The sequence below is a fragment of the Pseudarthrobacter sp. NPDC058119 genome (assembly GCF_042884655.1).
Classification (GTDB): Bacteria; Actinomycetota; Actinomycetes; order Actinomycetales; family Micrococcaceae; genus Arthrobacter.
Map to the genome: position 1 here is coordinate 58,658 of NZ_JBHVTN010000006.1, position 13,005 is coordinate 71,662.

General features: G+C 67.6%; 13 protein-coding genes. 7 read left to right on the forward strand and 6 right to left on the reverse strand.

All coding sequences use genetic code 11. The features are described 5' to 3' along the window. Nucleotides 1-204 precede the first annotated feature (204 nt). A complete protein-coding gene (locus tag ACFVTD_RS13660; protein WP_387563770.1) occupies nt 205-1,092 on the reverse strand; it encodes a LysR family transcriptional regulator in 888 nt (295 codons plus the stop codon). 180 nt (nt 1,093-1,272) lie between these two features. Between ACFVTD_RS13660 and ACFVTD_RS13665 the strand changes: the two genes are divergently transcribed. Continuing rightward, on the forward strand, nt 1,273-2,157 hold the full coding sequence (locus ACFVTD_RS13665) for a GAF domain-containing protein (RefSeq protein ID WP_387563773.1): 885 nt from the start codon (nt 1,273-1,275) through the stop codon (nt 2,155-2,157). Beyond that, nucleotides 2,154-3,059 (forward strand): SGNH/GDSL hydrolase family protein, encoded by a 906-nt coding sequence (locus ACFVTD_RS13670; protein ID WP_387563776.1) that lies wholly within the window; start codon nt 2,154-2,156, stop codon nt 3,057-3,059. Before ACFVTD_RS13665 ends, ACFVTD_RS13670 begins: the two co-directional genes overlap by 4 nt. 17 nt (nt 3,060-3,076) lie before the next feature. On the opposite strand, the gene ACFVTD_RS13675 is transcribed toward ACFVTD_RS13670, so the two are convergent. Further along, nucleotides 3,077-3,544 carry a hypothetical protein gene (locus tag ACFVTD_RS13675; protein ID WP_387563779.1) on the reverse strand — a complete coding sequence of 156 codons (468 nt, stop codon included), beginning with the start codon at nt 3,542-3,544 and terminating at the stop codon, nt 3,077-3,079. A gap of 77 nt (nt 3,545-3,621) precedes the next feature. Then, nucleotides 3,622-4,974, reverse strand: coding sequence for a uracil-xanthine permease family protein (locus tag ACFVTD_RS13680; protein ID WP_387563782.1), 1,353 nt, complete (start codon nt 4,972-4,974; stop codon nt 3,622-3,624). 201 nt (nt 4,975-5,175) lie between these two features. Here ACFVTD_RS13680 and ACFVTD_RS13685 point away from each other — a divergent pair, with 201 nt between their 5' ends. Both ACFVTD_RS13685 and ACFVTD_RS13690 read left to right on the forward strand, forming a co-directional pair. Continuing rightward, nucleotides 5,176-5,781: a malonic semialdehyde reductase gene (locus tag ACFVTD_RS13685; protein ID WP_387563785.1), complete on the forward strand. Its 606-nt coding sequence runs from the start codon at nt 5,176-5,178 to the stop codon at nt 5,779-5,781. 129 nt (nt 5,782-5,910) lie between these two features. After that, entirely contained in the window at nt 5,911-6,441 is a 531-nt protein-coding gene (locus tag ACFVTD_RS13690) for a 2'-5' RNA ligase family protein (RefSeq protein WP_387563788.1), read from the forward strand. Here the strand turns inward: ACFVTD_RS13690 and pgm are convergent. After that, complete coding sequence (pgm, locus tag ACFVTD_RS13695; protein ID WP_387563791.1) at nt 6,438-8,090, reverse strand: phosphoglucomutase (alpha-D-glucose-1,6-bisphosphate-dependent); 1,653 nt, start codon at nt 8,088-8,090, stop codon at nt 6,438-6,440. The genes ACFVTD_RS13690 and pgm overlap by 4 nt on opposite strands. Nucleotides 8,091-8,331: 241 nt before the next feature. Between pgm and ACFVTD_RS13700 the strand changes: the two genes are divergently transcribed. Next, a complete protein-coding gene (locus ACFVTD_RS13700) occupies nt 8,332-9,267 on the forward strand; it encodes a nuclease-related domain-containing protein (protein ID WP_387563794.1) in 936 nt (311 codons plus the stop codon). On the opposite strand, the gene ACFVTD_RS13705 is transcribed toward ACFVTD_RS13700, so the two are convergent. Beyond that, entirely contained in the window at nt 9,227-10,153 is a 927-nt protein-coding gene (locus tag ACFVTD_RS13705; protein WP_387563798.1) for a LysR family transcriptional regulator ArgP, read from the reverse strand. The genes ACFVTD_RS13700 and ACFVTD_RS13705 overlap by 41 nt on opposite strands. Nucleotides 10,154-10,223: 70 nt before the next feature. Between ACFVTD_RS13705 and ACFVTD_RS13710 the strand changes: the two genes are divergently transcribed. Then, nucleotides 10,224-10,820: a LysE/ArgO family amino acid transporter gene (locus tag ACFVTD_RS13710; protein ID WP_387563801.1), complete on the forward strand. Its 597-nt coding sequence runs from the start codon at nt 10,224-10,226 to the stop codon at nt 10,818-10,820. A 34-nt stretch (nt 10,821-10,854) separates the two neighbouring features. Next, complete coding sequence (locus tag ACFVTD_RS13715; RefSeq protein WP_387563804.1) at nt 10,855-11,406, forward strand: DUF4190 domain-containing protein; 552 nt, start codon at nt 10,855-10,857, stop codon at nt 11,404-11,406. A gap of 90 nt (nt 11,407-11,496) precedes the next feature. Here the strand turns inward: ACFVTD_RS13715 and ACFVTD_RS13720 are convergent, their stop codons facing one another. Beyond that, on the reverse strand, nt 11,497-12,942 hold the full coding sequence (locus tag ACFVTD_RS13720) for a purine-cytosine permease family protein (RefSeq protein WP_387563807.1): 1,446 nt from the start codon (nt 12,940-12,942) through the stop codon (nt 11,497-11,499). Between the last annotated feature and the right edge of the window lie 63 nt (nt 12,943-13,005).

The following is a 13,005-nucleotide window of genomic DNA, read 5'->3' on the forward strand; positions in this document are numbered from 1 at the left end:
CTGCCTCCTCGTTGAGTGTGGGCAGTGCAGCCCTGTTGCGGGGCTCACACTGTTGTCTTCCTCTTCAAGTAGACGGTCGGCGGTCCATTAGCGTCCAAGACCAAGATTCGATCCGCTAGATAGGCATGGCCTATCAGCAATCGATTGCTGGGTAAACGTCGTTATGGGCGCCCAAAACGGCGTTTACCCAGCAATCGATGGGGATCAGCCGGAGACGTGCTGCGCGGCCACCTGCAGGAAGGCGCGGGCGGCCGGAGTGAGGCCTTCCTTGCGGCTGAGGATGGCCACCTCAAGGTGGGACACCGGTTCGATCAGGAACGTGCGCAGGCCTGCCTTGTGCGCAGTGGGCGCCCACGACGACGGCATCACCGCGTGCCCCACGCCGGCGAGCACGAGGGGGAGGATGGAGGTCCGGTGCGCCACTTCCACCACGATTTCGACGTCGATGCCGTGGGCCAGGGCGTCATCGACAAGCCACCGCATGAGGGAGCCCCGCTGGCTGGCAATCAGGCGGTGGCCGCCGAGGTCCTCCCGAGCAATGGCGTCGCCGGCCCCAAATGCGTCGGCCTGGGGATTGACGATGAGGATCAGGGGCTGGCGCTCCAGCTCCAGGACCTCCACGCCGGGAACACGGATGGCGGTGGGCGAACCCGCCAGGCCGATCTCAGTGCTGCCGCTGCGCACGGATTCGATCACTTCCTCCGGGGTGAACGCTGCTCCAACATTCAACCGGACGGACGGGTACGACCGGGAGAACGCCGCAATCATGGAGGTCAATGGCTCGATTCCCGGGGAGGGCATGGTGATGATGTCCAGTTGCCCGCTGCGGATGCCCCTAAGGGCCTGCACGGCAGACCGGGCCGCGTCCAGGTCGCGCATCACCAGCCGCGCCGGCCCCACCAACTCCTTGCCGGCATCGCTGAGGACAGCCCTGCGCCCAATCCTGTGAAACAGGGGAACGCCGAGCTCCTTTTCGAGTCCGGCGATGGTCTGGGAAAGGGAAGGCTGGGCGATCAGCAGGTGTTCGGCCGCGCGGTTGAATCCGCCGTGGTCAACCACCGCGAGGAAGTACTTCAGTTTCCGGGTATCCACAACACGGCTCCTTCTCCCGCCGGCGGCGCAACGGTGCGTAGAAGCCTATCCACGCCCGCCCCGTTCGGCGAATCTGCCTCCCCCTTCTTTTGCCCGATTCCCCCACTAACGCGCCATGCGGTCGTATTCTTAGAGCAAAGGTTTTGCAGTGGGCCGAAGCGCTGATAGCAGGGCTGGAACATGGCCGCTGATCCCTCGGGGCAGGTTGGCTGGGGACCGCTTCCAGTTACCCCAGAGCCGGTGTTCGACAGCAAGGACGTCGAGGACTACCTCTGGGAAGTCACCCGCGACTTCATGGCGGGCATCAAAGGTGAGCGCCGGAGCATCGGCTGGGCGGCCACCCTTTTCCGCTTGGGAAAAGCGCGCACCCTCGCTGCCAGCTCTGAGCAGGCCCGCGAGGCTGACCGGGAACAATGCTCGTTTGCCGACGGACCGGTTATGGAAGCCCTGCGTACCGGGGCATTCGTCTTGCTCTCGGACCTGGGCCGCGACCGGCGGTGGCCCGGCTACTCCAGTGCCGCCGCTGTCCATGGCGTGCAGTCCCTGCTCTCGGTCCCCATCCTCAGCGAAGGCGCCACCAGCGCTGCCATCACCCTTTACGCGGCCTCCGCGCACGCCTTCACCAGCGATGACCTGGTGCTGAGCCAAAGCTATGCCCGCCAGGTATCGCGCGCCCTGCGGGTTGTGGTCCGCACCGCCGAGCGCGCGGAAGCAACGGCGGGTCTCGCCGTCGTCCAAAGCTCCCTGGTCCTGGTGGACCTGGCGGTACGCAGCCTCATGAACGAATACGGGCTCACCCGCGAGGGCGCGCTGCGGTTCCTGCAGACGCAGGCGCTGCACCACGAAATGGACCTGCGGGATGCGGCACTGAACGTCGTGGCCCCCGTCGGTGTGGACCGCGGGGCCGGGCAGCCTTCGGGGCTGCGGCAGGAAACGTACGACGGCGTGGCGGAACTTCCGCGGCCGTCGGCGGCGGGGCGGGACTTTCCAACCGGAACGTCGCCCCGTAAGGATGCTGCGGCAGGGAGGGAACCCCCGCCCGCGGCTGAAGGGAGGACAGCATGACCATAGAGAAGCAGGAACTGCGCCCCGTCGCAGCAGGACCGGAGAGGCACCCCTGGCACCGGTTCGTTGCCTTGGGGGACTCCTACACCGAAGGAATCGGCGACCCCGAGCCGAACAGCCTGGGCGGCCTCCGGGGATGGGCGGACCGGGTGGCGGAAGAACTCGCCGACGGCCAGCCGGACTTCGCGTATGCCAACCTTGCGATCCGCGGCATGCTCCTGAAGCAGATCCTCGATGTGCAGCTGGAGCCGGCGCTGGCGCTGAAGCCGGACCTGATCGCCATGTCCGGCGGCGGCAACGACATTGTGTTCCGGCATGGAGACCCGGACAAGCTGGCGGAAAAGATCGACGAAGCCGTCGGCATCCTGTCAGCCACCGGTGCCACCGTCCTGCTGTACGCCGGTCCGGACTGGGGCGACACCCCCGTCTTTGGCAAGATCCGCGGACGGGTGGCGATCTACAACGAGCACCTGCACAGGATCGGCGCCCGGCACCACGCCATCATGGTGGACCTGTGGTGCCTGCCGGAGCTCCAGCACGCAGTGATGTGGGACCCGGACCGCCTTCACCTGTCCCCGCTGGGCCACCACTCCGTTGCCGTGGCCACCCTCAACGCACTGAAGGTGGCGCACCCGCTGAAACCCCTGCAGCCGCGGCCGCTTCCGGCTCACGGCTGGACACAGGCCCGGGCCGAGGACCTGGTGTGGGCGCGCCAGTACTTTATGCCATGGGTACTAAAGCAGTTGCTTCCCCGGCATGCTGACGGACTGGCGGCGAAGCGGCCGCAGCCGGGACCCGTGTTTGGCCGTGGCCTCCCCGGACCGTTCCCGCCGGGGCATCCCGTTGCGGGCGGAAATTCTGGCGCCCCTGACGGGACCGCGCCGGAAGGGCAGGCAGCCTAGCCGCGGGCAATCCTGCTTCAGGACCTGCGGGCGTCCCTGGCCAGCGCGAGCAGCGCGGGGATCCCTGCCACAATGGCCGGGAAGGCCAGCAGCCACCCGTATCCGGGGCTGGTGGCTGACACGAGCGCGGCACCGATAGTTCCAGCCAGGGCGGCGATGAGGGCGAAGGACAACGGCCTCCGGCGGTCCCTGGCGTTGAAAAAGAGGAAACCCGCGAGGCCGGCCGTGGCCACGCCAAGGGCGATGACGATCCCGGAAACAATGGCAGCCCCGGGCCCGGGAGCGTCCTTGAGCTGGTCAATGAGCGCCACGGGTACTGCTAGCATCCAGCTGCCCAGAAGGAATGCGATTACGCAGGCCGCCAAGCGGCCTCTGGGCACCGGGTCCAGGGTATGGATCTGCTCCGGCGGCAGGTCGGACTGCTGGACGTGGCCGTGGTTTGCCGGCGGTGTTGGCCGCGGCAGGCGCATGAAACTCTCAAGCATGGATCCCCCGAACGTAGTGCTTGAAACGTCCTTCCAACCTATACCGTGCCCTCAGGGCTGCCCCGCTGTATCCAGCCTCAACGCTTTTTCGGAGCCCGCTTCGCGGCTGCGTTCAGCGCCGACTTCACGGCGGGCGGCAGGACGCCCTGTTCCGTTTCGGGCTCGGCCACCGTTCCACGCGCCTTCGCGATGGCCTTCATGCCGTGGTAGATCACCAGGGCGGCAGCGGAACCGAGGGCGATGCCGGTGAACTTCAGGTCCCCGATGGTCCAGGTGTAGTCGGCGATGCCGATGATCAGGGCCACGGCGGCGGTGGTCAGGTTGACGGGATTGGAGAAGTTCACCTTGCTCTGGACCCAGATCTTCACGCCAAGGATGCCGATCATGCCGTACAGCATGGTGGCCGCGCCGCCCAGCACGCCGGCCGGGACGGTGGCAATCAGTTCGCCGAACTTCGGCGAGAAGCTGAGCAGGATGGCGAACATGCCCGCCACCCAGTAGGCCGCCGTCGAATACACCTTGGTGGCTGCCATGACGCCGATGTTTTCCGCGTAGGTGGTGGTGCCCGAACCCCCGCCGAACCCGGCCAGGACCGTCGCGGCACCGTCTGCCATCAGCGCCCGTCCGGAGACGCCGTCCAGGTTCTGCCCCGTCATGGCGGCCACGGACTTCACGTGGCCGATGTTCTCCGCCACCAGCACCAGTACTACCGGGACGAACAGGCCCAGGACGCCGATGTGGAACTCGGGAGTCTGGAAGTGCGGCAGGCCCACCCAGGCGGCGGCGTCCATCTTGTCGTACTTCACCTCGCCGCGGAGCATGGCCACCAGGTACCCGACCACCACGCCCACCAGGATGCTGAGCCGGCCCAGGATCCCGCGGAACAGGACGCTGACCAGGATGATGGTGACAAGCGTGACCAGGGCGGTGATGGGGGCGGCGTCGAAGTTCTGTTTGGCCGCCGGGGCCAGGTTCAGCCCGATCAGCGCCACGATGGCGCCGGTGACAATGGGAGGCATCAGCCGGTTGATCCAGCCGGCGCCGAACTTCTGCACCACCGCACCCACCAGGGCCAGGGTGGCGCCTGCCAGCACCACGCCGCCAAGGGCACCGGGAATCCCGAACTGGGCCTGCGAGGCGGTGATGGGGGCGATGAACGCAAAGCTCGAACCCAGGTAGCTGGGCACCCGGCCCTTGGTGACCACCAGGAACAGCAGTGTGCCGATGCCGGAGAAGAACAGTGTGGTGGCGGGCGGCATCCCGGTGATGATGGGAACCAGGAAGGTGGCGCCGAACATGGCGACCACGTGCTGCATGCCCACGCCGATGGTCAGGGGCCACGCCAGGCGCTCATCGGGGGCCACCACCTGGCCGGGCTTGATGGTTTTGCCGGTGCCGTGCAGCTTCCATTTGATTCCGAGCATGCTCATGGGAAGGAATGCCTTTCAGGGGGTGCCGCGAGGGGGCGAAGATCAACTCGGTCCAGAATACCGCCAAGTTTTCCCGCGCACCCGCTGTGGCCAAGGTCACCCCGGATGTGGGAAGAGCCGATGGTCGGTTGAAGTTGCAACTATGGAAAGCAATCAGGGGCCACCGCGGCAGGCGGGTGACCCGCAGCGAAAGGTACGCCAATGACCATTGCCCATGAAGAAGCGGTTATCGATTCGGCAGCCGTGGACGCTATTTTCGCCCAGGCCCGCACCGCCAACTCCTTCACCGGCGAGGTGACCGAGGAGCAGGCCCAGGCCATCTATGAGCTCACCAAGTTCGGCCCCACCGCCTTCAACTCCCAGCCGCTGCGCGTCACCTACGTCCGCTCCGCCGAGGCACGGGCTACCCTGGTGGACGCTTTGTCCCGCGGCAACCAGGCCAAGACCGCCTCCGCCCCGCTCGTGGCCATCCTCAGCTACGACACCGACTGGGCCGGCAAGTGGGATAACTTCCTTCCCGGCTACAACGCCCCCAAGGCCATGTACGACGCCGATCCCGCCCTCGCGGCCGCCACGGGCAACAACAACGCCCACCTCCAGGCCGGCTACTTCATCCTGGCCGTCCGCTCGCTCGGCTTCGCCGCAGGTCCCATGACCGGCGCCGACTTCGCCGCGATCGACGCCGCCTTCTTCCCGGCCGGCGACCAGAAGAGCTTCCTGGTGGTCAACATAGGCCAGCCCGGTGAGGAAGCCTGGGGCGAGGCAAAGCCCAAGTACTCCTACGACGACGCCGTCCGCACCGTCTAACCTTCCCGACGCGCCATCACTTCCGGCCCCCTTTTTCCCAACGCCCTATCACCTACTGGTGGGGCGTTTGGGTTTTAAGGGCGGGAGGTGATGGGGCGTCTGGACCGGGGCAGGTGGGAGACTGGGGCCATGCCGGTCCGAAACCTGATCTTTGTGGCCTTTGTGGAACCCGTGGCCGAGGGCCAGGTCTTCCCGCGGACGGAGTGGCCGCTGCACATCACTTTGCTGCGGTTCGACGTAAGGTTCGACGCCGGGAGCCAGGAGAGCGGGGACGTCGCCGAGCGCATCGCCGGGCTGGCGGACGGTGCTGCCACGGCAGCGCTTGGTGCCCCGCTGACCATAGGGGAGGAAGCCGGCTTCGGCCGCAACGGATCGGTCCCCGTCAACCTCGTGCAACCGCATGCCGCCCTGCAGGAACTGCACGAGCAGTTGGTGAAGCTGGTCCCGGTCGTGGAGGGAAGGATCCTCACGCCGGGCCACACCCTTACCGGCTACCGGCCGCACGTCTCCCACCAAGGCACCACAGGAGCCGGCGCCAAGCGCCTCCACCCGGGCGACGCCGTCGTGCTTGACCGCGTTGCCCTGGTGGATATGGCCCCCGGCGGCAACCACACCATCAGGCGCGTCCTCCGGCTGTGGAGCCGCGAAGGTGGAAGCTAGGCGATGACGCTGTCCACCAGCGCCTTGGCCTCGGCCTGCACCTGCTTCAGGTGCTCTTCGCCCTTAAAGGACTCGGCGTAGATCTTGTACACGTCCTCCGTGCCGGACGGCCGGGCGGCGAACCAGGCGTTCTCCGTGACCACCTTCAGGCCGCCGATGGCTGCGCCGTTGCCGGGGGCTTCGGTGAGCTTGGCAGTGATTTCCTCGCCCGCCAGCGACGTGGCGGTCACGTCAGCGGCGGACAGCTTGCCCAGCTTTGCCTTCTGCTCGCGCGTGGCGGCGGCGTCGATCCGGGCGTATACCGGGGCCCCGAACTGGTCGGTCAGGCCCTTGTACAGCTGCGACGGGGACTTGCCCGTCACCGCGGTGATCTCGGACGCCAGCAGGGCCAGCAGGATGCCGTCCTTGTCCGTGGTCCACACGCTGCCGTCCAGCTTGTTGAAGGAGGCGCCGGCGGATTCCTCGCCGCCGAACGCGCCTTCACCCGAGAGCAGGCCGGGCACGAACCACTTGAAGCCCACCGGGACCTCGACGAGCTTGCGGCCCAGGCTCTGCGCCACCCGGTCGATGATGGAAGAGGACACCAGCGTCTTGCCCACTACCGAGTCCGGGTTCCAGCCGCTGCGGTTGCGGTACAGGTAGTCGATGGCCACGGCGAGGTAGTGGTTGGGGTTCATCAGCCCGCCGTCAGGGGTGACGATGCCGTGGCGGTCTGCGTCGGCGTCGTTGCCTGTGGCGATATCGAAGGCGGATCCGCCTGCGGACATCCGTTGGATCAATGAGGCCATGGCGGATGGCGAGGAGCAGTCCATGCGGATCTTCTCGTCCCAGTCCAGCGTCATGAACGCCCACTGCGGGTCCACGGTGGGGTTCACCACGGTGAGGTCCAGGTGGTGGCGCTCGGCGATCTCGCCCCAGTAGTCCACGGAGGCCCCGCCCATGGGGTCGGCACCGATCCGGACGCCGGCCTCGCGGATGGCGTCCAGGTTCAGGACGGACGGAAGGTCGTCCACGTAGCTGGAGAGGAAGTCGAACTTGCCAGTGGTCTCCGCCGATTGCGCGTCGGCCAGCGGGATCCGCTTCACGCCGCGCAGGCCGTTTTCCAGCAGCTCATTGGCGCGGTTGGCGATCCAGCCCGTGGCGTCCGAGTCGGCCGGGCCGCCGTGCGGGGGGTTGTACTTGAAGCCGCCGTCGGCCGGCGGGTTGTGGCTGGGGGTCACCACGATGCCGTCAGCCTGCGGGGCGCCGGGCGCGGCCTTCCGGTTGTACGTGAGGATCGCGTGGCTCAGGGCCGGGGTGGGGGTGTAGCCGTGCCGGGCATCCACCAATACCTGGACGCCGTTGGCGGCGAGGACCTCGAGGGCCGAGTTCTGTGCCGGTTCGCTCAGTGCGTGGGTGTCCTTGGCCAGGAACAGCGGACCGGTGACACCCTGGGCAGCCCGGTATTCCACGATTGCCTGGGTGATGGCCACGATGTGCTGTTCGTTGAAGGAGGCCTTCAGGCTGGACCCGCGGTGCCCAGAGGTTCCGAACACAACGCGCTGGCCGGGATCACCCAGGTCCGGCGCGATGTCATAGTACGCGTCAAGGAGCGCAGTGATGTCAACAAGGTCCTGGGGTTGGGCAACTGTACCCGCGCGGCTAGCCATGGCTCCAGCATGCCAGAAGCTGGCAGGAGTCAAAACGACCCGCCCAGAATCCGGACGCTGTGACCTGCCGTGACGTACGCGAGCCAAGTAGTGCACCTGAGTACACGGCCGCAAAAGTACCTATATACCGGCCCTTCCGCCCACTGCTAATTTCAAGGAAATTCCACGAAAACAACCGAATGGAACGGACGACGGAGGGCCGCCGCCTTGGACGGTTCGGGCAAGGAAACGGGGACGTCCAATGGGGGCAGGAGACGGGGCAGCGGAGCAGTCCAGGCTTGCTGCCGAGCGCGTGGCACGGCTGAAGCGCCGGCTGGATGAGGCCGAACACTCCACCAGGGCTTGGGATACCGGCGCGGTGGGGGAACGGACAGTGGCCGAGAAGCTCAGCGAGCTGGTTCCCCGCGGCTGGTACGTGCTCCATGACGTTTATTGGCCGGGGAGGCCCAAGGCCACCCTTGACCACGTCCTGGTGGGGCCGGGTGGCGTGGTGGTGGTGGATTCGAAGGACTGGACCGGAGAGGTCCAGGTGGCTTCCGGAGTGCTGTGGCAGGGCCGTTATGCGCGTACCCAGGCCGTGGAAGGTGCCTTGGCGCAGTGCGCTGCCGTCGCCTCGGTGCTGGCTCCGCCGCACCGCAGGCTGGTCCGTCCACTGATCTGCATGGCTGCGCAGCCCGACCTTTTTGGCATCACCGACTCGGACGTGGCCGTGGCCGGTTCGGAGCGGGTGGTCCCGGCGATCGAGTCGCTGCCGGCAGTGCTGGACCAGCAGGCCGTGGTGGGCCTGTACGAGGACTTGGGCCGGCAGCTCACGCACGAGCAGGAGCCCGGCATCACTGCCCTGCGAAACGTGCGCCCGGGAACCGTGGTGCGCCCGGCGGGAGCCCTGCCCCCGGCCGGTCCCGCCGCGAGCCCGGCCGGTCCCGCCGCGGGCCCGGGAGGCAAGGCCGCCAAGGACGCCGCCCGGGCCCACAGCGTAGCCCGGCACCCGGCAGGCCGTGCCCTGCCGCCACGGGACGTCCAGGCAGGGCACCATGCCGGTGCACCGGCCGGGCATTGGCGCCACGGCCGGAACGCCAGGGCACAGCAGCACGGCGGGACCAGCGGAGCCAAGCTGGCGCTGCTGGCTGCCTTCGTCATTTTTGCCGTGTACTTCCTGCCCTACTTGGCCCGCTAGGCTCCTGCCCCGTCCCGGGGCGCAGTTGCTCCGTGGCGGCCTCGCGGACCGCCGTCCCGATCCGCGCGAGCCGGTGTGAATCGAGGGACCAGGCCTGCCAGTAGAGGGCAACATCCTGGTGGGCCGCTTCCTCCAGCCGGACCAGGGCGCCGTCTGCCAGTTCGCCCGAGAGCTGGAGCTCCGGAATCATTCCCCAGCCCAGGCCGGCCCTGACGGCCGCGAGGAACCCCTGGGATGAAGGCACGGTATGCGTGGGCGGAGCCTGCTGCACGCCCTTCGCGGCGAGCAGTTGCTGCTGGAGGGTGTCCTTTGCGTTGAACTTCAGGACCGGCATGGCCGCCCAGTCCAGTCCTCCCGGGCCGGAAAAGGACCGGCGCAGCCCCGGAGTGGCCACCGGGATGTAGCGCATGGACCCCAGCAGTTCCACGCGGCAGCCGCTTACCGGCACGGGGTCGGAGGTCACCGCGCCCATCACCGTGCCGTCGCGGAGCAGCTGGCTGCTGTAGCCCTGGTCCTCCACGTGCAGGTCGAGGGCAGAGTCCCCCCAGGCGGCGGCCCGGTGCAGGACGGGGACGAACCACGTGGCCAACGAGTCCGCGTTGACTGCTACGGGCAGGTGGACGCGCGGGCCCGACGCTGCTCCCAGTGCCGCCGCGGTCTCCGCCTCCAGCACCTGCACCTGGCGGGCCATCCGCAGCAGGAGCGCGCCGGCGCCGGTGGTGGTGCAGGGCAGCCGGCGGCGCACCAGGACCTGCCCCACGGATGTCTCCAGCGCCTTGATGCGCTGGCTTACGGCGGACGGAGTGACGCGGAGCAGGTCTGCCGCCGCCTCAAACGTTCCTTCGTCGATGACGGCGACGAGGGCTTTCAGGTGCTCCAGGTTCATGAAGATATTCTAAGGACAAGCAAGAATCCGTTATTTGTCTACAGATACTGCAGGATCCTATGGTCATGGGATGTGGACTGCAGGAATCACCGGAACGCTGACCGGGCTGGCCCTGATCGTGGCGATCGGCGCCCAGAACGCCTTCGTGCTGCGCCAGGGCATCCGCCGGGAACATATCGGGGCGGTGGTGGCTGTCTGCATGGCCGGCGACGCCCTGCTGATCGTTGCCGGAACCGCCGGAATCGGTGCGCTGGTCACCCAATTCCCGGCAGTGCTGGAAGTCCTGCGCTGGGCCGGAGCCGCCTACCTGCTGTGGTTCGCGGTGCGGTCCTTCCTGGCAGCGGCGAAGCCTGGGGTGCTGACGGAGCAGGCGCCCCGGTCCAGGACTTCGGTCCTCGCAACCACGGCTGCCCTGACCTTCCTCAACCCACATGTCTACCTGGACACCGTGGTGCTGCTGGGCAGCCTCGCCAACCAGCAGGGCCCCGGCCTGCGCTGGACCTTTGCCGCCGGCGCCGTGGCCGGAAGCGTCCTGTGGTTCACGGCCCTCGGGTACGGGGCGCGGGCACTGGCCCGGGTTCTCTCGAGCCCCCGGACCTGGCGGTGGATCGACGCCGCCATCGGCGTCCTGATGGTGGTCCTGGCCGTCCGGCTGGTCCTGCACTGAAGTAGGCTGTAGCCAGATTTACAGGGGAGAAACCATGAGCAACCAGCCATCCCAGGGGCCCGACTACCAGCGTCCCGAAAACCAGCCCGGCGGTTCGCCGTGGCCCGGGTACCAGCCGCCGGCCCAGTACGGCGCCGGCTACGGCCAATCCCAATACGGCCAATCCCAATACGGGCAGGCCCGGAACAACCAGGCTGCCCAATATGGCCAGCCGCAGTACGGCCAAGGGCAGTACAGCCAAGCGCAGTACGGTCAAGGGTCGTACAGCCAGGCCCAGTATGGCCAGCCCCAGTACTTCGGCCAGCCGTCCTATTACGGCCAGCAGGTGGAACCCAAGACGCTGAGCATCGCCAGCATGGTCTGCGGCATCGCATCGGTGATCATGGGGTGGCTGTTGCTGCCCCAGTTCGCCGCCATCATCACCGGCCACCTGGCCCTGCGCCGGGAACCCTCGGGCAAGGGGATGTCCATCACCGGCCTGGTGCTGGGCTACCTCTGCCTGCTGGGCTACGGGGCACTCTGGCTGCTGTTCATCATTGGCGTGGCCGTCGCCGGCACTGCCGGTTCGAACACCGGCACGTTCTAGCTGGCAGGCGCCGGGCCGCCCCGGCCCGGCACCGACGGCGGCCAGGGCACCTGCGCCCGTACCGCCGTCGTGCTTTCCTTGGCCGCCTGCCTACCCCTGCACTGCCGCGGCCGCCGGCTCCCCAACCCTGTCCGCCGGGTAGATCGACTCCGACGGGGCGCGGTTGGTGGCCTTGGCCCACGGGTAGTAGACGGCGAGGGTGGCCACGATCCCCACGAGCCAGGAGATGTCAGCGCCGCCCAGCAGCTTGGTGACCGGTCCGGTGTACAGGGCCTGCGCCAGGAACGGGACCTGGATGACGACGCCGATTCCATAGGACATCAGGGCCGCGGCGTTCCAGCGGCCGTAGCGGCCGTCCGGGTTGTAGAGGGCGGGGATGTCCAGCCGGTCGCGGGAGATCTTGTAGTAGTCCACGAGGTTGATCACGGACCAGGGCGTGAACACCATCAGCAGGAGGAGGACGAAGTTCTTGAACAGGTTCAGGAAGTCCTTGCTGGCGAACAGCGCGATGAGCACGCTGGCGCCGATGACCGCCACGATGAACGCGATCCGGACGGCCTTCGAGACGGTGTCCCGGCGGTTGACGGCGGTGCTGATGGTCACGCCGCACATGAAGGCTCCGTAGGCGTTGAGGCAGTTCACCGTCAGCTTGCCCGTGACGATCATCAGGTAGATAAAGACGGCGACAAGGCCGCCGCCGGCGAGGTCGCCCATGTACCCCACCTGGTTCTTCAGGAAGTCCCCACCCAGCTTGGCGGCGGACAGTCCGCCGGCCAGGGCGCCCAGGGTCATGGCCCATTGGGCGCCGCCCACCGAGCCGGCGAAGGTGTACCAGAACGTCTTGCGCTCCGAGGTGGAGGCCGGGAGGTAGCGGGAGTAGTCAGCGACGTACGGTCCGAACGTCAGCTGCCAGCCGGCACCCAGGGCGACGGCGGTGAGGAAGGTGGGCCATTCGAAGCCCTTCACCATCATCACCTGGGTGACGTCGAACTTGGTGGCGACGGCGAACGTCAGGTAGAGGAAGCCGGCCAGGCCCAGCACGGTGGCAATGCGGCCAAGCGCGTGGATGTACTTATAGCCCAGGATGGCCAGCAGGGCGGTTGCGGCACCGAAGATGAGGATTCCGACGGCGGGCGTGTCCACTCCCAGCATGAGGTTGATGGCCTGCCCCGAGAGGACGGTGCCGGTGGAGGCGAACCCGATGTACATCAGGATGACCAGTGCCAGCGGAATCACGGCCCCGTAGACGCCGAACTGGGCCCGGCTGGAAATCATCTGGGGCAGCCCCAGCTTGGGGCCCTGGGCAGAGTGGAGGGCCATGACGGCGCCGCCCAGCAGGTTCCCCACCAGCAGGCCCACAATGGCCCAGAAAGCGTCCGCCCCGAATACCACGGCGAGGGCGCCGTCCACGATGGCGGTGATCTGCGCGTTGGCACCGAACCACAGGGTGAACTGACCCCGTGGGTGGCCGTGGCGCTCACCCGGCGGAATCATGTCGATTGATCGTGCCTCTACGGCGGTACTGCCTCCGGCCATGGCCAAACTCCTCAGTGATGAAAACGTAAGGTCCATCACAGCGGGTTTCGGGGCGCCGCAACA

What these genes read in the sequence shown, in the direction of transcription:
- ACFVTD_RS13665 (WP_387563773.1), top strand. Translation starts at nt 1,273, where the DNA reads ATGGCCGCTGATCCCTCGGGGCAGGTTGGCTGGGGACCGCTTCCAGTT.
- ACFVTD_RS13700 (WP_387563794.1), top strand. Translation starts at nt 8,332, where the DNA reads ATGGGGGCAGGAGACGGGGCAGCGGAGCAGTCCAGGCTTGCTGCCGAG.
- ACFVTD_RS13675 (WP_387563779.1), bottom strand. Translation starts at nt 3,544, where the DNA reads ATGCTTGAGAGTTTCATGCGCCTGCCGCGGCCAACACCGCCGGCAAAC.
- ACFVTD_RS13690 (WP_387563788.1), top strand. Translation starts at nt 5,911, where the DNA reads ATGCCGGTCCGAAACCTGATCTTTGTGGCCTTTGTGGAACCCGTGGCC.
- ACFVTD_RS13680 (WP_387563782.1), bottom strand. Translation starts at nt 4,974, where the DNA reads ATGAGCATGCTCGGAATCAAATGGAAGCTGCACGGCACCGGCAAAACC.
- ACFVTD_RS13720 (WP_387563807.1), bottom strand. Translation starts at nt 12,942, where the DNA reads ATGGCCGGAGGCAGTACCGCCGTAGAGGCACGATCAATCGACATGATT.
- ACFVTD_RS13670 (WP_387563776.1), top strand. Translation starts at nt 2,154, where the DNA reads ATGACCATAGAGAAGCAGGAACTGCGCCCCGTCGCAGCAGGACCGGAG.
- ACFVTD_RS13705 (WP_387563798.1), bottom strand. Translation starts at nt 10,153, where the DNA reads ATGAACCTGGAGCACCTGAAAGCCCTCGTCGCCGTCATCGACGAAGGA.
- ACFVTD_RS13710 (WP_387563801.1), top strand. Translation starts at nt 10,224, where the DNA reads ATGTGGACTGCAGGAATCACCGGAACGCTGACCGGGCTGGCCCTGATC.
- ACFVTD_RS13715 (WP_387563804.1), top strand. Translation starts at nt 10,855, where the DNA reads ATGAGCAACCAGCCATCCCAGGGGCCCGACTACCAGCGTCCCGAAAAC.
- ACFVTD_RS13685 (WP_387563785.1), top strand. Translation starts at nt 5,176, where the DNA reads ATGACCATTGCCCATGAAGAAGCGGTTATCGATTCGGCAGCCGTGGAC.
- pgm (WP_387563791.1), bottom strand. Translation starts at nt 8,090, where the DNA reads ATGGCTAGCCGCGCGGGTACAGTTGCCCAACCCCAGGACCTTGTTGAC.